General features: G+C 68.7%; 19 protein-coding genes and 1 pseudogene. 8 read left to right on the top strand and 12 right to left on the bottom strand.

Annotated features, from left to right (window positions below; translation table 11 throughout):
• Positions 1-36 precede the first annotated feature (36 nt).
• From MZV50_RS23935 to MZV50_RS23960, 6 genes and pseudogenes are all read right to left on the bottom strand, one after another.
• Complete coding sequence (locus MZV50_RS23935) at positions 37-1,575, bottom strand: glucan biosynthesis protein (protein ID WP_252631837.1); 1,539 nt, start codon at positions 1,573-1,575, stop codon at positions 37-39.
• An 83-nt stretch (positions 1,576-1,658) separates the two neighbouring features.
• A complete protein-coding gene (locus tag MZV50_RS23940; RefSeq protein WP_252631838.1) occupies positions 1,659-3,083 on the bottom strand; it encodes an alpha/beta hydrolase in 1,425 nt (474 codons plus the stop codon).
• A 76-nt stretch (positions 3,084-3,159) separates the two neighbouring features.
• Positions 3,160-3,923 (bottom strand): annotated as a pseudogene (locus MZV50_RS23945) (MipA/OmpV family protein).
• A gap of 102 nt (positions 3,924-4,025) precedes the next feature.
• Positions 4,026-5,261 carry a pentapeptide repeat-containing protein gene (locus MZV50_RS23950; protein ID WP_252631839.1) on the bottom strand — a complete coding sequence of 412 codons (1,236 nt, stop codon included), beginning with the start codon at positions 5,259-5,261 and terminating at the stop codon, positions 4,026-4,028.
• Positions 5,262-5,372: 111 nt separating this feature from the next.
• A complete protein-coding gene (locus MZV50_RS23955; protein ID WP_252631840.1) occupies positions 5,373-6,332 on the bottom strand; it encodes a magnesium transporter CorA family protein in 960 nt (319 codons plus the stop codon).
• 63 nt (positions 6,333-6,395) lie between these two features.
• On the bottom strand, positions 6,396-7,100 hold the full coding sequence (locus MZV50_RS23960; RefSeq protein ID WP_252631841.1) for a CHAP domain-containing protein: 705 nt from the start codon (positions 7,098-7,100) through the stop codon (positions 6,396-6,398).
• A gap of 663 nt (positions 7,101-7,763) precedes the next feature.
• Here MZV50_RS23960 and MZV50_RS23965 point away from each other — a divergent pair.
• Entirely contained in the window at positions 7,764-8,552 is a 789-nt protein-coding gene (locus MZV50_RS23965; RefSeq protein WP_252631843.1) for a TerC family protein, read from the top strand.
• A 188-nt stretch (positions 8,553-8,740) separates the two neighbouring features.
• Positions 8,741-10,339: an MDR family MFS transporter gene (locus MZV50_RS23970; RefSeq protein WP_252631845.1), complete on the top strand. Its 1,599-nt coding sequence runs from the start codon at positions 8,741-8,743 to the stop codon at positions 10,337-10,339.
• On the opposite strand, the gene pstS is transcribed toward MZV50_RS23970, so the two are convergent.
• Positions 10,336-11,358 carry a phosphate ABC transporter substrate-binding protein PstS gene (pstS, locus tag MZV50_RS23975; RefSeq protein ID WP_252631846.1) on the bottom strand — a complete coding sequence of 341 codons (1,023 nt, stop codon included), beginning with the start codon at positions 11,356-11,358 and terminating at the stop codon, positions 10,336-10,338. The genes MZV50_RS23970 and pstS overlap by 4 nt on opposite strands.
• A gap of 141 nt (positions 11,359-11,499) precedes the next feature.
• On the bottom strand, positions 11,500-13,659 hold the full coding sequence (locus MZV50_RS23980) for a primosomal protein N' (RefSeq protein ID WP_252631847.1): 2,160 nt from the start codon (positions 13,657-13,659) through the stop codon (positions 11,500-11,502).
• A 126-nt stretch (positions 13,660-13,785) separates the two neighbouring features.
• Here MZV50_RS23980 and MZV50_RS23985 point away from each other — a divergent pair, with 126 nt between their 5' ends.
• The 4 genes from MZV50_RS23985 to MZV50_RS24000 all read left to right on the top strand — a co-directional run bounded on the left by MZV50_RS23985 (position 13,786) and on the right by MZV50_RS24000 (position 18,233).
• Entirely contained in the window at positions 13,786-14,463 is a 678-nt protein-coding gene (locus tag MZV50_RS23985) for a DUF484 family protein (protein WP_252631848.1), read from the top strand.
• Positions 14,460-15,389, top strand: a complete 930-nt coding sequence (locus MZV50_RS23990) for a tyrosine recombinase XerC (RefSeq protein WP_252631849.1) — start codon at positions 14,460-14,462, stop codon at positions 15,387-15,389. The genes MZV50_RS23985 and MZV50_RS23990 overlap by 4 nt, the downstream gene beginning before the upstream one ends.
• Before the next feature lie 143 nt (positions 15,390-15,532).
• Entirely contained in the window at positions 15,533-17,545 is a 2,013-nt protein-coding gene (locus MZV50_RS23995; RefSeq protein ID WP_252631850.1) for a methyl-accepting chemotaxis protein, read from the top strand.
• Positions 17,546-17,666: 121 nt separating this feature from the next.
• Positions 17,667-18,233 (top strand): alpha-ketoglutarate-dependent dioxygenase AlkB, encoded by a 567-nt coding sequence (locus tag MZV50_RS24000; protein WP_252631851.1) that lies wholly within the window; start codon positions 17,667-17,669, stop codon positions 18,231-18,233.
• 3 nt (positions 18,234-18,236) lie between these two features.
• Here the strand turns inward: MZV50_RS24000 and MZV50_RS24005 are convergent, their stop codons facing one another.
• A complete protein-coding gene (locus MZV50_RS24005; protein ID WP_252631852.1) occupies positions 18,237-18,644 on the bottom strand; it encodes a hypothetical protein in 408 nt (135 codons plus the stop codon).
• A 95-nt stretch (positions 18,645-18,739) separates the two neighbouring features.
• On the bottom strand, positions 18,740-20,140 hold the full coding sequence (gene lpdA / locus MZV50_RS24010; protein WP_252631853.1) for a dihydrolipoyl dehydrogenase: 1,401 nt from the start codon (positions 20,138-20,140) through the stop codon (positions 18,740-18,742).
• A gap of 244 nt (positions 20,141-20,384) precedes the next feature.
• Here lpdA and MZV50_RS24015 point away from each other — a divergent pair, with 244 nt between their 5' ends.
• Both MZV50_RS24015 and MZV50_RS24020 read left to right on the top strand, forming a co-directional pair.
• Positions 20,385-21,248 carry an alpha/beta hydrolase gene (locus MZV50_RS24015; RefSeq protein WP_436792191.1) on the top strand — a complete coding sequence of 288 codons (864 nt, stop codon included), beginning with the start codon at positions 20,385-20,387 and terminating at the stop codon, positions 21,246-21,248.
• A 65-nt stretch (positions 21,249-21,313) separates the two neighbouring features.
• Positions 21,314-21,997 carry a virulence factor gene (locus tag MZV50_RS24020; RefSeq protein WP_252631855.1) on the top strand — a complete coding sequence of 228 codons (684 nt, stop codon included), beginning with the start codon at positions 21,314-21,316 and terminating at the stop codon, positions 21,995-21,997.
• Positions 21,998-22,074: 77 nt separating this feature from the next.
• Here MZV50_RS24020 and MZV50_RS24025 read toward each other — a convergent pair whose 3' ends face one another.
• Positions 22,075-22,419 (bottom strand): DUF3088 family protein, encoded by a 345-nt coding sequence (locus MZV50_RS24025; RefSeq protein ID WP_252631856.1) that lies wholly within the window; start codon positions 22,417-22,419, stop codon positions 22,075-22,077.
• Between the two features lie 93 nt (positions 22,420-22,512).
• Entirely contained in the window at positions 22,513-23,736 is a 1,224-nt protein-coding gene (gene odhB / locus MZV50_RS24030; protein WP_252631857.1) for a 2-oxoglutarate dehydrogenase complex dihydrolipoyllysine-residue succinyltransferase, read from the bottom strand.
• Between the last annotated feature and the right edge of the window lie 24 nt (positions 23,737-23,760).

The raw sequence follows: 23,760 nt of genomic DNA on the forward strand, positions 1-23,760 counted from the left end.
GCGGCGGAAGCGAGGCCGAAAGGTTTCACGACGCGTTTAGTTCCCAGCGGGAGCCGGAAAAACCAAACCCGTCCATGTTTCGCTCAAAGCTCGACCTTTTTGCCGCAGCACCACGCGGACATCGGCCGGTTCCGCGCCAGTGGGCGCGACATCGAAGACGACCCGCCAGAGACCGCCCGTCTCGTCCTCGCGCCGGGCGGCGGGATAGTGTGACAGCAGGCGGATCTCGCCGTTGTTGGCGGTGACGTCGGCCTCGATGTCGATCGCCTCGCGCAGGGCGCGCAGGTTCGCGCCCTGGAATTCGATCGCGACCTTGCGGCCCCGGGCGTCCAGATCCTTGCCAGGCTCGCCCGGTTGGCCCGTGCGGGTGGCCACGACGCGCGCCAGATCCTCGCCCGGCGCTACGGGGACGTCGCCGGTCCATGACAGGCGATAGCTCAGCGTGACCGCGTCGCCGGCCTTGACCGGCGCCTCGGGCGTCCAGAAAGCGACGATGTTGTCGTTGGTCTCGTTGTTGGTGGGGATCTCGACAAGGCGGACCGTGCCCTTGCCCCAGTTCCCGATCGGTTCGATCCACGCGCTGGGTCGGCGTTCGGCGTTGGCTTGGTCGTCATGATAGTGGTCGAAGTCGCGATCGCGCTGGATCAGGCCGAAGCCGCGCGGGTTCTCGTCGCTGAAGGTGCTGGTCACCACCCGCGAAGGGTTGGACAGCGGCCGCCACAGGCGCTCGCCCGCCCCAGTCCACATCGCCAGGCCGTCGCTATCGTGGACCTCGGGCCGCCAGTCCGGGCCGGCCCCGCCCCGATCCTCGCCGAACCAGAACATGCTGGTCAGCGGCGCGAAGCCCATCTGGTCGAAGGCCCGGCGGAAGAAGACAGCCGCCTCGACCGTCTGGGTCAGGGCCAGCCCGTCGCGGTCGTTGACGAAGCGATAAGCCCCGACGATCCCTGGGCTTTCCATCAGGGCATGGACGACCAGCCGCCCCTGGGCGTCCTTCTCCAGCCAGACCTCGCGCCAGTCGGGAAACTCCTCGGGCTGGATGGCGTAGGTGTCGGCGGCGATGGCGCGAGCCGACAGGCCGTACTGGCCGAAGGGCGCCGGCGAGCGGAAATAGGACGCGCCGTGGAAGACCAGCCACTCGCCCCGGTCGTCGCGGCTGATGGCGCGGAACCCCGCGAAGCCGGCCTTGGCGGGCAGCTTGCGGAACGGACTGTCGGCCCGCGAGGAGAACATGGCCCGGTCGTACCTTAGCGGGCGGGCGACGCCGTTCTCGACCAGGTTGATGGCCACGGCCTTGGAGACGCCGCGGCTCAGCGGGAACAGCTCGACGCCCCAGTCACCGCCCCACAGCGGGATCTTCTCGCGATAGAAGCCGACGCCCTGGGCGGCGTCGTAGTCCATGGCCGCTACCTGCGGCGGCGGCGGGGCCTGCGGAACATAGGCGCGCGTGGACAGCGCCTTGGCGCGCGCCTTGACCTGCTCGAACGAGAAGGACGCGGCCAGGGCCTTGCCAGGCGCGGCCGCGCCGGCGGCGAGCAGGACTAGGGCGGCGCGGCGGTCGAGCGTCGTCGTCAAGAATCCTCACAGCGCGTTGAACCGAATCCGGCGCTGCTAAAAAGGATTTGCGGCGAAAATGGTTCGACTGCGTTGCCGGCGACCTATTCGTACGTGAACGTCATTGGCGTGTCGGCGGCCGGCAAGCAGCTGCGATCGACAGCCTTGGTCGGGTCCTGGAAGAACGAACGGATCATCTTTCGCACGCAGGGGCTGCTGCGGCTGACGCCGTGGGTGGCGTTGGTGACGATCACCACCTGCGAGCCCTGATAGCCCTTGGACGCGGCCTTGGTCAGCTCGGGCGGGCAGCCCGGATCGATCTCGGCGGCCAGGAAGAGGGTCGGAATGGCCGTCTTCACCGGCTGCTGCTCGACCGGCGAGATCGGGCCGACATCGATGGCCTTGCAGACGTCATGGATACGCTGCATCGACACCACCATCAGCCGGGCGACCGGGTCGTTCTCCGTGCCCTTGGCGACGTCCGCGCGGTTCTCGAACGGGATCTCCTCCTTGCACAGGTGGGTCATGAACTGGCCCTCGCTGTAGTAGTCGCGGCTCTCGACGAACTCCTGCACCGGCGACAGGTCGCCCTGGATGATCTTCCACAGATCCCGCGGCAGCACGCCGGCGGTGAAGTAGCTGGCGTCCATCAGATAGCCGCCCAGATCGTCGGCCGTGTAGGTCTTGCCGTTCACGGTCTGCGGGCCAGCCAGGAAGCGCTCGGCGACCGTGGCCAGCTTGGCCTTCAAGTCCGGATAGCGCTTGGCGCATTCGGCGACGACCGCGCACTTGGCCATGACGATGTCGATCGAGTTGGAGACCATGGCCGGGCCGCCGACGGTCCAGTCGGCCTCCGGCGGCCAGGGCGAGTCCTGGACCACCGCCCGCACGCCCTGGGGCGCGTGGGTCTGGATCGCCGCCTCGATGCGGGTGCCGTACGAACCGCCGAACAGGTCGATCAGCGGCAGCTTCAGAACCTGGCGCAGGTCCTGGACGTCCTTGGCCACCTCGACGGCGTTGTAGCGCGACAGGTTCACGCCCTTGGCCTGGAAGGCCTTCAGGCAGTCGACGATGCCCTGGGCGTCCTTGTCGGAGGGCGGGCCAGCGTCGGTCAGGTTCGTGCCCGGGCAGTCCAGGTTCGGGTCGGACAGGCCGCCGCCGCGCTGGTCGATGAAGATCCAGTCCTGGTCGGCGGCGACGAACTCGCGCGAGGCCTTGCTCTTGAGCATGCGCGGCAGGCCCTTCAGGGCCGAACCGCCCGGGCCGCCGTGCAGATAGACCACCGGCGGCAGGCCCGCCTTGGGCTGGGCGGCCTTGACGATCGCCACGGCCACCTTGATGCGCCGGCTCTTCGGATCACCGCGCGTCTCGTCGACGATCAGTTTCCCGCACTGGACCTTGAGATCGACGTCCTTGAAGTCGGCGCCGCAGGTCGTCTTCTCGAAGCGCGGCGCGGCCGCGTGGGCGACGCCGCCTAGAGAGGAGAGGGCCAGCACGCCGGCGGCGGCGATCCAGGACAGGCGCGACATCGGAAACTCCACGGTTCAGTCGCGCATCAACACCGAGGTTGCGGCGCGCCGCAAGGCTTCCGTACGGGCGATGGCGCTAGAACCGGTAGGAGACCGAGACAAAGGCCGCCGGCTGGGTGGGGTCGAAGACGATCGGGCTCTTCCTGGCGTCGCCCGTCAGCTTGCTGACGACCCGGTCGCCCCCAAGCTCACCTTGTCGTTCAGGCGGTAGTTCGCGCTGAGCGAGGCCGAGACATCCTTGATCCCGCCGCCGGGGCGGTAGACCGACAGGCCCGAGGCGGCGGCCTGGCCCGCATCGATCCCGAAATAGGCTCTGGTGTAGGCGCCGTCCGCCCAGGTGGTCGAGACGCTGGGGATCACGGTGAGGCGCGCGGTCGGCCGGAACGGCATGGCCAGGGTCGCATCGAGCAGGGTCCCGTCCGCGTCGCCGGTCAGCACGCGGGTCGCTCCGACGCTGACCATAACCATGCCCGCCCGCGCGTCGGCCGTGATCCGCGCGCCGGCCCCGCCGGACAGGCGGCCCACGCCCACGGGTGCGTCGCGGCGGCGATAGCCCGGCACGAACGTCACCCCGACGCCGACGTCCACGGCGTCGCCATCGACGAGATTGGCGCCCACGCCGCGACGGGAACTGGCGAAGAACCGGCCGTACTTGAGATCGATCACCGGAAACGGCAGCAGGCGATAGTCCTCCGCGCCCTGGTAGGCGGGCGCGTAGATCCCGGCCACGCCGACGACGGCGCGGCTTTGCCCGCGCTCCTGGGCGCGGGCCGCGGCGGGGAGACTGAGAGCGGCGATCACGCACAGCAGCGTGACCGGGGCGATGGCGTGGATCACGATCGGCGGCTCCGCGTCACAGGGCCCCTGCCCGCGAGCAGACTGGCCACGTCCGGGATCGTGTCCGTCACGAGCCCTGCCGCCTGTAACGAAGGAGAACGGGATTCAGACGCTATGGCCGGCCGGCATTTCCGCGCCGGTCAGGTCCGCGCCGTCCAGCTTGGCGCGGCTGAGGTCGGCGTCGATCAGCCGGGCGCGCGGCGCGCTGGCGCCCTTCAGGTTGGCGCCGCGCAGCACGGCGCGGGTCAGGTCGGTGCGGATGACCCGGTCCTCGGCGATCTTCAGCGGTCCCAGCTTGGCGCCCGACAGGTCGGCGCGAGCCAGTTGGGCGTCGACCAGGCGCGCCCCGCGCAGGTCGGCCCGGCGCAGCTTGGCGCCGCGAAGGTCGGCGCCCGTCAGGTTAGCGCCCTGCAGCTGGACGCCGTCCAGGTCCATGCCGAAGAACACCGCCTTGGGCGCGTTGAGGCCGCTGAGCCGGCGGTCCTTCAGCCGCTTCAGCGGTCGGAAGTCGACGTCGGCCAGCTTGCCGACCTTGCCCTCGCGGCCGTCCGACTTGCAGAACAGTTCGTGCGCTTCCAGCACCTCGTTCAGGGGCTCGTCGTCGACATAGATGATCGGCGGCGGCGCGCGCAGCACCTCGCTCAAGTCGGCGTCGCGCAGGTCCGCGCCGCTGATGTCGACGCCCACCATCACCGCCCGGCGCAGCGAGACCTGGTTCATCTCGGCGTTGTGCAGATTGGCGCCGGACAGGTTCGCCCCGTCCATGCAGGCCTTGGTCAGCCTGGCGCCCTGCAGGGTGACGTTCGAGAGGTCCGCGTCGGTGAAGTCGGCCTGGCGCGCGAAGGCGCCGGACATTTGGGCGCCGGCCAGGTTGGCGCCCTGCAGCAGGGCGTAGTCCAGCTCGCCCGGCCGTTTCGAGTGTTCCAGGATCCGCAGGCCCTTCTCGTCGTCCGGGACGGCGGTGACACCCTCGCGCAGGTCGCAGCTGGCCAGGTTCGCCCCGCCCAGGTTGGCCCCGCGCAGGCAGGCCCCGCGCATGTCGCAGCGGGACAGGTCGGCGTCGCGCAGATCGGAATCGCGCAGGTCGGTCCCGTAGAGAGTGGCCCGCGTCAGCTTGGCGCCGCGCAGCGAGGCTCCGCCCAGCAGGGCGCCGGTCAGGTCGGCCTCGGACAGGTCGACGCCGTCCAGCTCGTAGTTGTTCAGGTTGACGTACTGCAGCACCGCACGCCGTCCCTTGGGCAGGCCCTTCAGGTAACGGACGTGCGCCTCGACCGCCTCTCGCACGACGGAGGCGTGAAGAGTTCGGATCAGGCTCGGTCGTGAAGACGCGGCATCGGACATCGTGCGGTCTGGGAGCGCTTGAAAAAGGGCGGCGAGAGACGCGGAAACAGCCCCGACCGTGCCAGATCAGCTTTAAGCAATGGTTCAGACCGCGACGGAAAGTCGCAGGCGCTACAGCCAGCCCTTGCGCTTGAACACCACCAGCGGGGCCCCGGCGGCCAGGATCATCAGGCCGATGGCCAGCGGATAGCCCTCCAGCCAGCGCAGCTCGGGCATGTGCTCGAAGTTCATGCCGTAGATGCCGGCGATCAGGGTCGGCGGCAGGAAGACCACCGAGAAGACCGAGAACACCTTGAAGATCGAGTTCTGCTCGATGTTGATCAGCCCCAGAGCCGCGTCGAGCAGGAAGGTGATGTTGCCGGCCAGATAGCTGGAATGGTCGGTGATCGACTGGACGTCGCGCTGCAGCGACTTGAGGTGATCGCGCAGGTCCTTCAGGCCGTCGAACTGCTCGGCCAGGGCCGCGAAGCTGAGCAGGCGGGCCAGGCTGACCAGGCTGTCGCGGGCCTTGGAGTTGATGTTCTGGGCCCGGCCCAGGCGGTTCAGGATCTGCTCGAACGCCGCGCCGCGCGGCCGGCCGAAGATGGCGCGCGACTGCACCTCGACCTCGGCGGCGGTGCGCTCGAGGATGTCGGCGGTGCGGTCGACGATGGCGTCCAGCAGGCCCAGGAAGGTCTGCAGGCCGTTGGGACACAGGCTGGGCTGGCGCTCGGCCTGGGCGGCGAACACCGAGAAGGCGCGCGGCTCGACATAGCGGATGGTGACCAGGCGCGCGCCGGCCAGGACGAAGGTGACGGGCGCGGCGGTCGGCAGGTCGCCGTCGGCGTTGACCAGCACCGTGGCGGTCATGAACGTGCCGCCGTCTTCCTGATAGAGGCGCGAGGAGGCCTCGATCTCGGCCATCTCCTCGCGGGTGGGCAGCAGCAGGCCGATCGACTGCTCGACGGCGACTTCCTCGGCGCGGGTGGGGTCGACCAGCTCGATCCAGACGGCGTCGGCCGGCACCCGCCAGTCGGGCGACAGGCCGCCCGCTTCGAAACCCGGAGCGCCGTGGCGGAGAATTCGCAGCATCGATGGCCCCTGGCTACGGAGCGGGTGTGCCCCGCCCCAAGCTTCAGGTCAACGCGCTCGCGATCAGCGCGGGGTGTTCTGCTTGTTGCCGTCGTTCGAGGACGAGCCGCCACCGGCGGCCGCTTCGATCAGGGCGGCGATACGATCGGTCGAGTCGGCGGCCTGGCCAATGATGTCCAGCGGCGAGGCGCGGACCGACGAAGCCACCTGGTTGGCGGCCTGCTTGGCCGCCGAGACCACGGCGTTCTGGGCCATGGCGATCTTGCTGGTGGCCATGGCGATCTTGGTCGCCTGGGCGTCCTGGTAGATGAAGCCGTTGGTCGGATAGACCGTGGTGCCGAGGTCGCGGATCGGATCATACCAGACCTTGACCTCGGTCCAGTCGCCGGCGGGCGAGACGTCGACGACGGTGACGTCCTTTTCGATCTGGCCGCGATCGCCTTCGATGATCGACCAGTTGGCGTGGGTCACCTGGATGACCCGGTCGGTGAGCACCTGGCTGACGAAGGCCACGTGGCCGAGGTTCATGCGGGCAGTGGGCTTGAACGAGAGGACCGAGCCGATCTTCGGCACCGAGCCCGTGTCATACTTGCCGGCGGCCTGGGTCCACCACGTGCGGGCGTCACCGAAGATCTGGATGCCCGACATCAGCCGCGCGAACGGAACGCACTGCCAATAGCCGTCAGCATTCGCGCCGGACATCGGCACGAGGCTGATCATGGCGGCAGCGGCCAGGGAACCCAGAAGGGTCCTCGTCCGTTTCGTCATGCTGTGGGTACTCCCCCGCGTCACTGGGTTAAGGCTTAACCCTCTCATGAAGACGTGAAAAGAGTGTTTATGCCGCACCTGCGAGCATCAAGCGGCGCTGTTTCCAGCTGAAAGCCCAGGTCTTCGTGCGCGCGTCACGCCCGTTTTCCATGACCTGCAAGGGCATCGTGGACGATGAGGTGAGGTCGAGGATAATCGCGCTTCAGACCAGGTGCGACGACTTGTCACTCCGGATATTGAAGACCTCGGGCGCGAAATTGTCGCCCGTCACCGTTCCCGAAAAGCAGATCACACGGGGCCATAAGATGATCTGGCGAAGAGACTCGAACACCTGCCGTCCAGCAAAGCCGAAACCGTCATTTTCGAGGTTCCGCAGGCCGCGAATTCATCCCCAGAAAACCACGCCTGTGACTCCTTTTGGAGCGCCGGACTGCCCATCGCCAAGCGTGGCCATGCTCAATAAAGCGGCGCCTTAGCCGTTCGCGTCCCAGGGGAATCACGCGACGCCGGCCGGCGATCTTGGAAAGAGGGCCATTCGCATCCGCCACGCGAAGGTTTTTTTCGAGCACGACGGTAGAAAGATCGATGTTACCCGCCTATCTGGCCGTGTTACATGTATGCGTACGCGAACGATCGCCAGCCGAAAAACCCTAGAGAGGACCGATGACAGAACTCCTTAGCCTGGCCACCGCCCCGGCCGCCTGGGCCGCCTTGGTGACCCTGGTGGTGATGGAAGTGGTTCTGGGGATCGACAACCTGGTCTTCATTTCGATCCTGTCCAACAAGCTGCCGCCCGAGCACCGCCAGAAGGTGCGCCGCATCGGCATCTCGCTGGCGCTGATCATGCGTCTGGTTCTGCTGTCGACCATCGCCTTCATCGTCGGCCTGACCGCGCCGGTCTTCGACCTGGGCATCACCGGCCCCGTCGGCGCGCACGGCGAGCCGGGCTTCGAGACGGCCTTCTCGTGGCGCGACCTGATCCTGATCGCCGGCGGCGTCTTCCTGATCTGGAAGGCGACCAAGGAGATCCACCACTCGGTCGACCCCGGCAAGAGCGACGACGTTCTGGAGAAGGACAAGGCCACCCAGGTCATTTCCAACGTCGGCTCGGCGATCTTCCAGATCATCCTGCTGGACCTGGTGTTCTCGGTCGACTCGATCCTGACCGCCGTCGGCATGACCGATCACCTGCCGATCATGATCATCGCCGTGATCGCCGCGGTCACCGTGATGCTGCTGGCCGCCGACCCGCTGGCCAACTTCATCAACAACAACCCGACCGTGGTCATGCTGGCCCTGGGCTTCCTGCTGATGATCGGCACCGTGCTGATCGCCGAGGGCTTCGGCGCCCACGTGCCCAAGGGCTACATCTACACCGCCATGGCCTTCTCGGCCGGCGTCGAGGGCCTGAACATGCTGGCCCGCAAGCGCGGGACCAAGAAGGACCATTAGGCGAACAAGGGTCTACTTCCGGTTCCGGGAGCGTGATAGGTCGGCTGCCCCGGCTATCACGCTCCCTAGAGCCTGTCCGCTTCAGATGCAGTCATCTGAAGCGGATAAACAGGCTCTAGATCTAACATCTAGAGCGTGATCGCCGCCGAAACCGCTCACACTTTCGGCTATCACGCTCTAGGGCCTCGATGACCCCCCAAACCTCTACTGGCCAGACCTTCACCGACACCGAGCGCCGCACGACCCTGGCGGCGCTGATGATCGTCTTCCTGCTCAGCGCACTGGACCAGACGATCGTCTCGACCGCCATGCCGCGGATCATCTCCGAGCTGAACGGCCTGAACCTCTATTCCTGGGTCACGACGGCCTATCTGCTGACCTCGACGGTCATGGTGCCGATCTGGGGCAAGCTGGGCGACATCTTCGGCCGCAAGCCCGTGCTGATCACCGGCATCTCGATCTTCCTGGCCGGCTCGTGGCTGTCGGGCCTGGCGGGCGAGTTCGGCACGGTGCTGGGCATGCCGGGCATGGTCCAGCTGATCGTGTTCCGCGCCCTGCAGGGCATCGGCGGCGGGGCGCTGTTCACCACCGCCTTCGCGATCATCGCCGACCTCTATCCGCCGCGCGAGCGGGGCAAGTTCGCCGGCATCTTCGGTTCGGTGTTCGGCCTGGCCAGCGTGCTGGGCCCGATCATCGGCGGCTACTTCACCGACCACGGAACGGTGCAGTTCGGGACCCACACGGTCGCCGGCTGGCGCTGGGTGTTCTACGTCAACCTGCCGCTGTCGCTGCTCTCGTTGTTCATGGTCATCGTCAAGATGCCGCCGCTGGAGCACCGCCGGGCGGGCAAGATCGACTTCCTGGGCGCGGCCCTGCTGATCTGCGCCTTCGTGCCCCTGCTGCTGGTGCTCAGCCTGGGCGGCCACAACTTCGCCTGGGGCTCGCCGCCGAGCCTTGGCCTGTTCGCCCTCGCCACGGTCTCGCTGGCCGCCTTCGTCTTCGTCGAGACCAAGGTCAGCAACCCGATCCTGCCCATGCACCTGTTCCGGAACAAGGTGTTCACCACGGCCAATACGGCCGGCTTCCTGATCTCCATGGCCTTCATGGGCGTGGTGATGTTCCTGCCGCTGTTCCTGCAGCTGGGCCGGGGCGTGCCGGCCACGATCAGCGGCATGACCATGCTGCCGCTGATGGCCGGCCTGATCATCGGCAGCACCATCGCCGGCCAGATGGTCACCAAGACCGGCCAGTACAAGCCGTTCATGATCGCCGGCGCCGCGACACTGCTGGTCGCTGTGTTCCTGCTGCACGACCTGTCGCGGATCACCAGCCTGCCGCTGTTGTGCATGCTGCTGGCCTTCGTGGGCCTGGGCCTGGGGCCGGGCCAGAGCCTGTTCAACATCGCCACCCAAAACGCCGTCGACCCGCGCGACCTGGGCGTGGCCACCAGCTCCAACCAGTTCTTCCGCCAGATCGGCTCGACCGTCGGCGCGGCCCTGGCCGGGACCCTGCTGACCGCGCGCCTGGCCAACCTGCCGGGCGGCGGCCTGGACCTGGGCAAGCTGGAAGGCATGGCGGTGCAAGCCGCCGCCAAGGGCCAGGCGGCCCACGCCGACCCGGTCCTGCAGGCGGCGCTGGTCCACGCCGTCAGCGGCGTGATGGTCGCGGCCCTGTTCGTGGTCGCGGCGGGCCTGGTGGCGATCCTGATGATCCCCGCCCTGCCCCTGAAGTCACGTCAGCCGGTGGGCGACGCCCCGGTGCTGCAAAAGGCCGAGCCGACGAACTAGGGCGCGGCCTTCCACTTGGACTGCACCGCCGCCTTCACCGAGGCGGGCACGGGCGCGTAGCCCAGGTTGGCGATGTCGGCGTCGCCGTTCTGGTAGCCCCAGGCGAAGAAGTCGCGCACCCGCTTGGCGCGGCCCGCGTCGGCGTCGTCGCGCAGCAGCCCGTAGCTGACCAGGACCAGCGGCCAGGTCGCCTTGCCGGACCGGTCCAGGGTCTGGACGCCGAACCCCTTGCTGGCCGTCCAGGCCGCGCCGCTGGCGAAGGCCGAGAAGGCGGCCGGCGACGGCGTCACGAACGCCCCGTCGTGGTTCTTCAGCGCCACCAGGTCCAGCTTGTGGTCCAGGGCGTAGGCGTATTCGACATAGCTGATCGTGCCCATGGTGCCGGACATGATCTCGCTGATCCCGGCATTGCCCTTGCCGCCCAGACCGATCGGCCAGGCGACCGTCTCGCCGGCGCCGGGGCCGGCCTTCCATTCGGGGCTGACCGCCGAAAGATAGCTGGTCAGCAGCAGGCTCATGCTGGCCGGGTCGGTGCGGTGGGCGACGGTGATCGGCCAGTCGGGCAGTTCCAGCCCGGGATTGAGGGTCTTCAGCGCCGGGTCGTTCCACTTGGTGATCTTGCCCAGGAAGATGGCGGCGAGCGCCGGAGCGTCCAGCTTCAGCTTGCCGCTCTCCAGCCCCGGTACATTGGTGACCAGCACAGTGCCGCTGATCACGAACGGGAACTGGCTGAGCCCCTTGGTCTTCAGATCGGCGTCGGACAGCGGCATGGCGGTGACGCCGAAGTCGGCGGCCTTGCTCTCGATCTGGCTGATGCCGAAGGCCGAGTTCTGGCCCGCATAGGCGATCGGCTCGCCGCCGGCCTTCTGGTAGTCGGCGATCCAGGCCTTGAACAACGGCGACTGGATCGAGCCGCCCGAACCCGAAAGGGGCGCGGGCGCCGGCGCGGTCTGGGCCATCGACGCGCCGGCCGCCGCCAGGCTGAACGCGAACGCCACCGACGCGAAAAGGGATTTCATGGGTTTCCTCCGGCATGTCCGAGCGCACGCCCGGTCGTTCGCGACGGGTTCATCCCATCGTCGGGATCGCGACATTGGCCGGGCGAGCAAGCTGGAGGGAATGTGACGCCGGGCCGCGCGACGGGCGGTCGCATGGTCCAGCTAGAGGAAGCTGTAGGGATCCACGTCGATCACCACCCGGACCGAGTTCGGGACCTTGGCTCGCGCCCGCCAGGCGGCCATGAAGCCCTGAAGATCCACATTGCGCTCGGCCCGGACCAGGAAGCGCTTGCGGCGGCGGCCGCGCACGAGGGCCAGCGGCGCGTCGGCGGGGCCGAACACCTCGACCCCCTCGGCGTTGGGGATCACGGCGGCCAGTGCCTCGACATAGGCGTCCAGGGCCGCGCCGTCGGGACCCGAGGCGATCACCGCCGCCAGGCGCCCGAACGGCGGGAGGCCGGCGTCCTGGCGCATGCCCATCTCGGCCTCGACGAAGGCGTCGCGGTCCTGCGCGGCCAGGGCCTGCATGACCGCGTGATCGGGGGAATAGGTCTGCAGCAGGGCCCGTCCCGGCTTGTCGTGGCGCCCCGCCCGGCCCGCGGCCTGGGCCAGCAGCTGGAAGGTCCGCTCACCGGCCCGCAGGTCGCCGCCGCGCAAGCTGAGGTCGGCGTCGACCACGCCCACCAGGGTCAGGTTGGGGAAGTTGTGGCCCTTGGCCGCCGCCTGGGTCGCCACCAGGATGTCGATCTCGCCGGCCGCCATGCTGGCAACCAGGGCCTTGGCGCCTTCCGCATCCATCACCGTGTCGGACGAGAACACCGCCACCCGCGCGTCGGGGAAGATATGCCGCGCCTCTTCCTCGACCCGCTCGACCCCAGGACCGATCGAGACCAGGCTGTCCTTGGCCCCGCAGTGCGGACAAGCGTCCGGCTTCTTCATCGAGAAGCCGGTCAGGTGACAGACCAGGCGACCGGTGTAGCGATGCTCGACCAGCCAGCTGTCGGTGTCGGGCGACTTCATCTTCTCGCCGCAGGCCTTGCACAGCACCAGTGGCGCATAGCCCCGCCGGTTCAGGAACAGCATGGCCTGCTCGCCCCGCTGCAGTGTGACGGCCATCGCCTTGATCAGCGGCGGCGACAGCCAGCGCCCCGGCTCCGGCGGGGTCTGGCGCATGTCGATCAGGCCGATGTCGGGCAACTGGGCCGCGCCGTGGCGGGCCGACAGCCGCAGCCAGCGGTAACGGCCGATCTGGGCGTTGTAGAGGCTCTCCAGCGACGGCGTCGCCGAGGCCAGCAGCACGGTCGCCCCCTCGATCTTGGCGCGGGCCACGGCCAGGTCGCGGGCCTGATAGATGAAGCCCTCTTCCTGCTTGAACGAGCTGTCGTGCTCCTCGTCGACCACGACCAGCCGCAGCTTCTTGAACGGCAGGAACAGGGCCGAGCGGGCCCCGACCACGATGCGCGCGTCGCCGCTGGCCACCGCCTCCCACACCTGGCGGCGGCGCGGCGGCGAGACGCCCGAGTGCCACTCGGCCGGAAGCGCGCCGAACCGCTGCTCGAAGCGGGCCAGCACCGCCTGGGTCAGGGCGATCTCGGGCAGCAGCACCAGGACCTGGGCGTCGGGATCCTTCAGGGCGGCGGCCACGCTTTCCAGATAGACCTCGGTCTTGCCGGAGCCAGTCACCCCGTCCAGCAACGCCGCCTGGAAGCCGCCGGCGTCCAGCATGTCGGTCAGCACCTCGACGCAGGCGGCCTGGCCGGGGTTCAGGTCGCGCGGCGGCAGGCTGAGATCCGGCTGCGGCAGGCCGCGTTCGGGTTCGACGAAATCGACGGCCAGCACACCCTCGTCGACCAGGCCCTTCACCACCCCGGCCGAGACGCCGGCGGCCGAGGCCAGGGCCGCGCCGGACAACTTCACGCCTTCGGCGGCGGCCAGCACCTTCAGGCGCGCCGGGGTCATGCGGGCGGGCTGGGCGCCGGTCAGGACCAGCACCTTGTCGGGCTTGGGCGGCGGATGGCGCAGGCCGCGCAGGGCCATGGCCAGGGGCCAGCCGGGCAGGTCCACCGAGTAGCGGGCCGCCCACTCGACGAAGCTCAGCACGCCCGGCGGCAACGGCGGATCGTCGACGCGCCCCTGCACCACCTTCAACGGCCGGTTGCCCCCCGTCCCATCGCGCAGGGCGGTGACGACGCCGCGAATCACGCGCGGCCCCAGCGGCACGGCGACGTGGTCGCCGATGCTCAGATCGAGTCCGTCCGGTTCGGCGTAGTCGAAGGCCTCCGGCAACGGCATCGGCAGCAGGACGGAAGCGATACGGGGCATGGCCGGATGCTTTTGCCGCCAAACCGTCCCCAGGTCGAGAGCGGCGCGCGCATCATCATCAAGCGGACATTAACCGTCTTGCCCGCTTCATCGGAACGTAGAGTCTTTTTGCCGGTGGGGATGACGATGAGCGACGCGACAAACGCGAACAGGAAACCCGTCGACGCGGAAAGCGTGCGCGACTTCCTGCGCGTCCAGCCGGAATTCCTGCGCCAGGACGAGAACCTGCTGGGCGAACTGGGCCTGCGGGTCGACGCGGCCAATGTGATCGACTTCGGACCCGCCGCCCTGGCCCGCGCCGCCGCCGCCCACAGGCGCGAGGCCAGCGTCCGCCAGGCGATCGAGGACAACGCCCGCGCCAACTATTCGGCCCAGGCCCAGACCCACGCCGCCGTCATCGATCTGCTGGACGCCCGCAACCATTCCGACCTGGCCCGCCGGGTCGACGAAATGGCCCGTCACCGCTTTGGCCTGGCCGCCGGCGTCATCGCCCTGGAAGGCCCGAGCCGCGTGCCGGCCGGCTGGCGCGCCCTGGCGGAAGGCCAGGTCGACATGCTGGCGGGCGAAGCCCCGATCGCCCGCATGGGCTTCTACGCCCCCGCCCTGCCCCTGTTCGGCGAGCAGATGGAGACCATCCGCAGCATGGCCCTGGTCCGCATGGCCATCTGGGAGCCGCGCCGCGAGGCGCTGCTGGCCTTCGGCTCGACCGATCCCGAGGGCTTCACGCCGGACATGGGCGTCGAACTGGTCAACTTCCTGGCCCGCGTCGTCGAGCGCACGGCCGAGCGCTGGCCGGTGCTATGACGTCAGGCGTCAGGACCGCCCGCCAGGCCTACGCCGCCTGGCTGGACTACCTGACGCTGGAGCGCCGGGCATCGCCGCGCACGGTGCGGGCCTATGGCGACAACGTCCTGGCCTATCTGAACTTCCTGGAACGGCATCGGGGCGAGACGCCGAGCCTCGCCGCGATGGGCGAGATCTCGACGGCCGACCTGCGCGGCTACCTGGCCTTTCGCCGGCAAGGCGAGGACGCCCTGGCGCCGCGCTCGATCGCCCAGGCCCTGTCGTCCATCCGCGCTTTTCACCGCTATCTGGATCAGCGTCACGACGTGGCCAACGCCGCCGTCGAGCTGGTGCGCGGCCCGCGCCTGAAGGTCGGCCTGCCGCGCCCCGTCTCCGAGGACCAGGCGCGCGGCCTGATCACCGAAGCGGCCGACGACACCGAGCGCGACCCGTGGGAGACCGCCCGTGACGAGGCCGTGCTGACCCTGCTGTGGGGTTGCGGCCTGCGGATCAGCGAGGCTTTGTCGCTGACGCGCGTCGACGCGCCGCTTGGCGCTGCCCTGCGCATCACTGGCAAGGGCGGCAAGACCCGTATCGTCCCTGTCCTGGACGCCGTGCGCGACGCGATCGGCGCCTATGTCGACGAGCTGCCGTTCGTGCTGGGCCCCGACGAGCCGCTGTTCCGCGCAAAGCGCGGCGGGCCGCTGTCGCCGCGCCACGTCCAGGGCCTGGTCCAGACCCTGCGCGGCCGCCTGGGGCTTTCCGACCGCGTCACCCCGCACGCCTTCCGCCACGCCTTCGCCACCCACCTGCTCGGGGCCGGCGCGGACCTGCGAGCCATCCAGGACCTGCTGGGCCACGCCTCGCTGTCGACCACCCAGCGCTACACCCAGGTGGACGCCGCCGGCCTGCTGGCGGCTTATCAGGCGGCCCATCCGAAAGCCTGAATACCCATATCCGGTGCGGCGGAACGTCGCGAAAGCCCAACTGGGCCCCGGCATTAACCGCGATTTTACGGGGCGGGATGTCCTCTAGGCGTGAAAAGCACGCTCTCCGCGAGCATGAGGCGCATCCGCCGCACGAGGCTTCGATGAAGTTCGACGACCTGAAGATCTCCACCAAGGTGGCTCTCCCCGCCGTCATCCTGACCATGATCGCCCTGGTGATCGTCGGTCTGGGCGCGTGGCAGTCGCGTAAGGTGGAGGCCAACACCAAGATCCTCGTCGAGCAGCGCGCGCCCGCCGAGCTGAACATCGCGCGCTTCAGCCGCCGCATCTCGTCGATCGGCTACGCGGCGTACCGCGTCATCGCCTATGACGGCGGCTCGGCCGAGAACAATGGCGCCAGCAAGGACCTGGATCAGGCCTACAAGGAAGCCATCACGCTTCTGACCAGCGTGAAGCAGGCCGACCCCGCCACGGCCAGCACCGTGGACGGCTACAAGGCGCGCCTCGACAAGATCTACGCCAGCGCCCGCAGCGGCGCGGACCTGGGCCAGCAGAACCTGGACGACGCGGCCAAGATGATGATGGTCGAGATCGATCCGCAGATCACCAAGCTGACGGCCGACGTCAACGTCTACATCAACGCCCACACCGCCGAGACCAACCAGATGGTCGAGAAGGCGTCCAAGGAAGCCAAGGCCGGGCTGATCTTCTCGATCCTGTTCGGCCTGATCGCCGCCGGGGGCGCCCTGGTGCTGGCCCTGTGGATCGGCGCCAAGAAGATCGCCGCCCCGCTGGCCGCCACCGCTAAGACCATGGAAGTCCTGGCCCAGGGCAGCGTCGACGTCGAGGTCAAAGGCATCGAACGCAAGGACGAGGTCGGCGCCATGGCCCGCTCGGTCCAGGTGTTCAAGGACAACGCCGTGGCCCTGCGCACCGCCGAAGCCGCCCAACAGCGCGCCAGCGCCGAGACGGAAGCCGAGCGTCGCCGCAACCAGGAGATCGCCGAGGCCGCCGCCAGGGAGCAGGCCTTCGTCATGGAAGCCATCGCCGGCGGCCTGACCCGCCTGTCGGACGGCGACCTGACCTACCGCCTCGATCAAACCTTCCCGGAGGCCTACAAGCGCCTGCAGAGTGACTTCAACGGCGCCATCGCTCAGTTGGAGGAGGCGATGGGCACGATCGTGCACGCCGCCAACGGCATCGGCGCGGGGTCCGACGAAATCGCTTCGGCCGCCGACGACCTGTCGCGCCGCAGCGAGCAGCAGGCCGCCAGCCTGGAAGAGACCGCCGCGGCGCTGGACGAGATCACCGCCACGGTCAAACGCTCGTCCGCGGGCGCCAACGAGGCCAGCAAGGTCGTGGGTTCGACCCGCGTCGACGCCGAACGTTCCAGCGTCGTTGTCCGCAATGCTGTCGACGCCATGAACGAGATCGAGAAGTCCTCGCAGTCGATCAGCCAGATCATCGGCGTGATCGACGAGATCGCCTTCCAGACCAACCTGCTGGCCCTGAACGCCGGGGTCGAGGCCGCCCGGGCTGGCGAGGCCGGCCGCGGCTTCGCGGTCGTCGCCCAGGAAGTGCGGGCCCTGGCCCAGCGCTCGGCCGACGCGGCCAAGGAGATCAAGACCCTGATCTCGACCTCGTCGCAGCAGGTCAACCAAGGCGTCAGCATGGTCGGCCAGACGGGCGAGGCCCTGCAGGCCATCGTGGTCAAGGTCGGCGAGATCGACGCCCTGGTCAGCGAGATCGCCGCCTCGGGCCAGGAACAGGCCACCGGCCTCAACCAGGTCAACGCCGCCGTCAACCAGATGGACCAGACCGTCCAGCAGAACGCCGCCATGGTCGAGCAGTCGACCGCCGCCTCGCATGCCCTGAAGGGCGAGGCCGGCAACCTGATGCGGATGATCTCGAAGTTCCGCGTCGCCGGCGCCTCGGGCTCGAGCTCGGCCTCGGCCGGCGCCTCGACCAGCCGTCCGGCTCCGCGTCCGGCGGCGCCCGCCCCGCGCCCGGCCGCCCCGGCGCCCAGCAAGGGCCCGGCCCTGGCCACCCAGGCCAGCCGCCCGGGCGCCAACCCGGTCGCCGCCGCCCAGGCCAAGCTGGCCAAGGCCGTGGGCGCCTCGCCCCAGGCCTCCAGCGACGACTGGGAAGAGTTCTGATCCCGTTCAGTAAGCGTAGCGCCCGCGTTTCAGGGGCGTTTCTCCCCTCAAGAGCGACTGGCCCCGCCTCCCCTCAGGCGGGGCCTTTTTCGTGGGCGGCGCGCGCCTATGTCAGACGGCCATGCAAGCCGATCTGTTCGCCCCCCAACCGCCGTCCCATCCGCCGGCCGGTCTGAGCTATCAGCCCAACCTGATCTCGCTCGCCGAGGAGGCCGCCCTGACCGGCCATTTCGCGACGCTGCCGTTCAAACCGTTCGAGTTCCACGGCCATACCGGCCATCGTCAGGTGGTGTCGTTCGGCTGGCGCTACGACTTCGGGCGGCGCAGCCTGGACCGGACGACGCCAATCCCCGACTTCCTGCAGCCACTGCGCGGCAAGGTCGCCGCCTTCGCCGGCCACCCGCCCGAGGCCTTCGAGCAAGCCCTGGTCACGCTGTACGAACCTGGCGCGGCGATCGGCTGGCATCGCGACCGGCCCGAGTTCGGCCAAGTAGCCGGCGTGTCGCTGCTGACCCCATGCCGGTTCCGCTTCCGGCGCAAGGCGGCCAAGGGCTGGGAACGACGAGCGTTCGAGGCCGCGCCCCGCTCGGCTTATCTTCTGTCTGGACCTTCGCGCACCGAGTGGGAGCACAGCATCCCGCCGCTGGAGGCGCGGCGCTATTCGGTGACGTTCCGGACGCTGGCCTGAGGCCTAGAACGAAGCTGGCGCCTGCGCGATCGTCACGGCCACCGGGCAGCCGTCGACCAGACGCGCCACTGCCCGTTCGCCATGCGCCTTGGGCATCTTCGATAGCGGCTGAAGCCGCGGCGTTTCCGAGCTGGCGACCAGTTCGGGGCCGTTGCTCTTGCAGTTCACCATCTGCGGATTGACCACGAAGGTCTTCCTCGGCTGTGGAGGCCGCCGGAAGGTTCCGCGCCGGGCGTCACGCGCGCGCGCCGCCTCGATCGTAAAAGCTTGAGCCTGCTTCGAAAACGGCAGCGTTCGCTTCTTGGCCGGATGAGCCCAGTCGAAAGGCTGGTGCTGAAGCAGATAACCCTTCTGGCCCTCGACGGGCGCGGTCTGCAGCAGGGCGGCAAGGGCTAGCGCGGACAAAAGCATGGCGGGGCTCCGTCTCCGAAACCCCGCCACTCTACGTCCGATTGTCCGGACACCAACATTAACTTTCGGACAGGTCGAAACCCGCCCGCCCGGCCTTAGGCCTGCATGGTCCAGCCTTCGACGCCCATCGCCGCCTGACGGAAGGCTTCCGAGCGGGTCGGGTGCGGGTGGCAGGTGCGAGCCACGTCTTCCGAGGCGCCGCCGAACTCCATGGCCACGCAGATCTCGGCGATCATGTCGCCGACGTTGGGACCCACGGCGTGAGCGCCCAGGATGCGATCGGTCTTGGCGTCGGCCAGCACCTTCACGAAGCCGTCGGTCTCGTGGTTGATCTTGGCGCGGCTGTTGGCCAGGAACGGGAACTTGCCGACCTTGTAGGCGACGCCCGCGGCCTTCAGGTCCTCCTCGGTCTTGCCGACCGTGGCGACTTCCGGGCTGGTGTAAATGACGCCGGGGATGATGTCGTAGTTCACGTGGCCGGCCTTGCCCGCGATCAGCTCGATGCACGCCACGGCCTCGTCCTCGGCCTTGTGGGCCAGCATCGGACCCGAGGTCACGTCGCCGATCACCCAGACGCCGTCGACGCCGGTCTTGTAGTGGTCGTTGGCAATCATGCCGCGCTTGTCCGGCGTGATGCCGACCGTCTCCAGGCCCAGGCCTTGGGTGTAGGGGCGGCGGCCGATGGCGACCAGCACGTAGTCGGCCTCAATCGTCGTGGCCTCGCCGCCGGCGACGGGTTCGTGGGTCAGCTTGACGCCCTTGGCCGAGGCGGTCGCGCCGGTGACCTTGGCGCGCAGCGAGAACTTGAAGCCCTGCTTGGTCAGGATCTTCTGGAAGGCGTTGGCCACTTCGGTGTCGGTGCCCGGCAGGATGCGGTCCAGGTACTCGACGACGGTGACCTCGGCGCCCAGGCGCTTCCAGACCGAGCCCAGCTCCAGGCCGATGACGCCGGCGCCGACCACGACCAGCGACTTAGGCACTTCCGGCAGCGACAGAGCGCCGGTCGAGTCGACGACGCGCTTGTTGTCGATCGTCACGCCGGGCAGTGGGGTCGGTTCCGAGCCGGTGGCGATCACGATGTTCTTGGTCTCGAGGGTGGTTTCCGAACCGTCCTCGGCCTTCACGACCACCTTTCCGGCGCCGTCGATGCGGCCCCAGCCCTTCACGTAGTCGACCTTGTTCTTCTTCATCAGGAACTCGACGCCCTTGGTCAGGGCTTCGACGCTCTCGGCCTTCTGGGCCATCATCTGCACGAGGTTCAGCTTCGGCTTGACCTCGATGCCCAGCTTGGCGAACTCCGGACCGGTCGCGGCTTCGTACATTTCCGAGGCGTGCAGCAGGGCCTTCGACGGCATGCAGCCGACGTTCAGGCAGGTGCCGCCCAGCTTGCCGCGGCCTTCGACGATCGCGGTCTTCAGACCCAGCTGGCCGGCGCGGATCGCCGCGTTGTAGCCACCGGGACCACCACCGATGATGACGACGTCGTACTGAGCCATGGATCTTTCGCCTTCAGGACGCGCCGGAAGCGGCGCCGGACAAGATATGGGACCTCGCCGGCCCAATTGTCAGACCTCTGGAGGCGCGTGTTCCTTAGAGGCAACGGGGCAAAAACGGAACCCGCTTTCGACGTCCGCGCCCTTGAAAATCAAGGAGATTGGACAGTTTTCCTTCGCGCTCGGCCTTCCCTGCCTCACACGACGCGGCCTAACCTTGGCGGCTCATCGGGGAGACCATCGCACCGTGCTGAAGTTCGCCGCCCTGGCCCTGGCTATCCTTGGCGCTTCCCCTGGCGCTTCGGGGGCCGCCGCCCAGACCACCCCACCGGTCGGGACGCCGATCGTCATCGGCCAATCGCTGACGATGGAGTCCAGGATCCTGTCCCAGACCCGGCGGATCAACGTCCACCTGCCGCCGGACTACGCCAGCTCGGGGAAGACGTATCCGGTGCTTTACCTGCTGGACGGCGGCGAGAAGGAGGACTTCCCGCACATCGCCGGCCTGGCCCAGCTGGGCGAGCTGTCCTGGACCTATCGCGAGATGATCGTGGTCGGGATCGAGGGCGTCGATCGACGTCACGACCTGACCCATCCGACCAGCGTCGCCAAGGAGAAGGCCGACTATCCGACCACGGGAGGGTCGGCCGCCTATCGCCGCTTCCTGGCCGAAGAGCTGAAGCCCTGGGTCGCCGCCCGCTACCGGGTCAGCGGTGAAAGCGCGATCATCGGCGAGAGCCTGGCGGGCCTGTTCGTGGTCGAGACCTTCCTGAAGCAGCCAACGCTGTTCGACGCCTACATCGCCGCCAGCCCCAGCCTCTGGTGGAGCGACCAGGCTCTCGCGCGGGGCGCGGCGGCCGACCTCGCCCGATGGCCGAAGACGGGGCCTACAGGCGGCGCTCGCAAGCTCTATCTGACCATCGGCGACGAAGGGACGACGATGCAGGAGGGCGTCGACAAGGTCGTGGCCGCGATCGGCGCGGCCAAGCCGGCGGGCCTGACCTTCGTCTACGATCCGATGCATCAGGAGCATCACAGCACGGTCTACCATCCGGCTGCCCTGAAGGCGTTCCGGACCGTCTGGCCGGGGCCGCGCCCCGAAGGGAACTAAGCTTAGCCACAAGCCTGACACCGCGTCGCCTGGAGAGCGCCATCGGTCCGTGACGTCATGATGTCATGATCTCTCGTGTCCGCCTCCTCGCCGCCTTTGCCGCCCTGGCCCTCACGGCCGCCGCGCCCATGTCGGCGCCGGCCAAGAGCCACGAGATCCCGATCGCCAGCGACAAGGCTGGCGACACGCTGGCGGTGCTCTATTCGGGCGACGGCGGCTGGGGCGTCCTGGACCAGAAGGTCGCCCGCCACTTGGCCGACAACGGCGTGCCGACCGTCGGCGTCAACTCGCTCACCTATTTCCGCACCAAGCGCTCGCCCGCCGGCGCGGCCCAGGACCTGGCCGACGCCCTGCGCGCCTATGAAAGCCAGTGGGGCCGCAAGAACGTGGTGCTGATCGGTTATTCGTTCGGCGCCGACGCCCTGCCCGCCATCCTGCCCCAGCTGCCCGCCGCGCTGCGCGCCCAGGTCACGCACATCGTGCTGATCGGAACGGGTTCGAACGGCGATCTGCAGTTCCATCCGGTCAGCTGGCTGAACCTGACCTCGCGCGATTCCTTCCCCGTCCGCCCGGCGATCGCCGCCATCAAGGACGTGAAGATCACCTGCGTCTACGGCGACAAGGAACGCGCCGACATCTGCCCCACCCTGCCCGACGCCGAGGTCGCCAAGATCCGCCTGCCCGGTGGCCATCATTTCAACGGCGACTACGCGGCTCTGGGCGACGCGGTGCTGCGGGCCACCCGCTAGGCTGACCTCCGTCGTCGCGACGGAATTGGACGGTGTTCCAGATCAGAAAAAATCGAAACCTTCGCTCGAAGCGCCGCCTACAGCGGCGCGGCCAGACCGTACTTCGCCGCCAGCCAGCGGGTGATCGGGCGAGCGTCGGTGAGGAAGCTCAGGCCGCCCGCCGACTGGATCTCGCCGTGCGGGCCGGCGTCGGGCGCGGACTCGCCCAGGATCAGGGTCGGTGCGTTCTGGTGGTCTTCTCCCAGGCGCTCGACCAGGGCCGGACGCGGACGGGCGTAGTCGACACGGACGATATCCAGCACCTCGCGCAGCTGAGGATAGGTCGCCAGATACCCCTCCATCATCGCGCAGTCCGGACAGAAGCGCAGCGCGCCGTCCTTCTCGAAGCGGGTGTTCAGCAGATAGAGCGTGTCCCTGGCCATCGCCTGTCGTCCCTGAAAAGCAAACGGCCCCGGCGCGGAACGCCGAGGCCTGAAAGCAAAGAAGCCCGCCGGAGGGCGGGCTTCTCGTAGGTCCTAGAGGTCCAGCAGCAGGCGCTGCGGATCTTCCAGCGCTTCCTTGACCTTCACCAGGAAGGTCACCGCGCCGGCGCCGTCGACGACGCGGTGGTCGTAGGACAGGGCCAGGTACATCATCGGGCGGATCTCGATCTTGCCGGCCACGACCATCGGACGTTCCTTGATGGCGTGCATGCCCAGGATGCCCGATTGCGGCGCGTTCAGGATCGGCGTCGACATCAGCGAGCCATAGATGCCGCCGTTGGTGATCGTGAAGGTGCCGCCCTGCATGTCCTCGATGGACAGCTGGCCGTCGCGGGCCTTCTTGCCCAGGCCGCCAATGGCCTTCTCGATCTCGGCCAGGTTCAGGACGTCAGCGTCGCGGACGACCGGAACCACCAGGCCCTTGTCGGTGCCGACGGCGACGCCGATGTCATAGTGGTTCTTGTAGACGATGTCCGTGCCGTCGATTTCGGCGTTGACGTCCGGAACGGCCTTCAGGGCGGCCACGACGGCCTTGGTGAAGAAGGACATGAAGCCCAGCTTCACGCCGTGACGCTTTTCGAAGACGTCCTTGTATTGGGCGCGCAGGGCCATGACCGCCGTCATGTCGACCTCGTTGAAGGTCGTCAGCATGGCGGCCGTGTTCTGGGCTTCCTTCAGGCGGCGGGCGATCGTCTGACGCAGGCGCGTCATCTTCACGCGCTCCTCGCGCTCGTGCAGGGCGCGCGGCGCGGCCGGGGCGGCGGCCGGAGCCGGGGCCGAAGCGCGGGCCTCCAGAGCGGCCAGGGCGTCGCCCTTGGTCACGCGACCGTCCTTGCCGGTGCCCGCGACCTTCGAGAGATCGAGGCCCGACTCGGCGGCGATACGGGCCGGGGCCGGGCTGACCGGCGCGGCGGCCGGAGCAGCGGCGGCGGCCGGAGCCGGGGCCGGAGCAGCGGCGGGCGCCGGAGCCGGCTTCGGCGCTTCAGCCTTCGGCGCGGCGGCCGGCGCGGCCGAGGCGGTCGCGCCTTCGGTCACGATGCCCAGGACCGTGCCCGGAACGACGGTGGCGCCTTCCTCGGCGCCGATGGCCGACAGCACGCCGTCGGCGGGCGAGGCCACTTCGAGGCTGACCTTGTCGGTCTCCAGCTCGACGAGGATCTCGTCCTTCTTCACGGCCTCCCCGGCCTTCTTGGTCCAGCGGGCGACCGTCGCTTCCGTGACGGATTCGCCGAGGGCGGGGGTCATGATGTCGGCCATGGGGCTTTCCGATGTCTCTCTTGT

The organism is Caulobacter segnis (assembly GCF_023935105.1).
Lineage (GTDB): Bacteria > Pseudomonadota > Alphaproteobacteria > Caulobacterales > Caulobacteraceae > Caulobacter > Caulobacter segnis_B.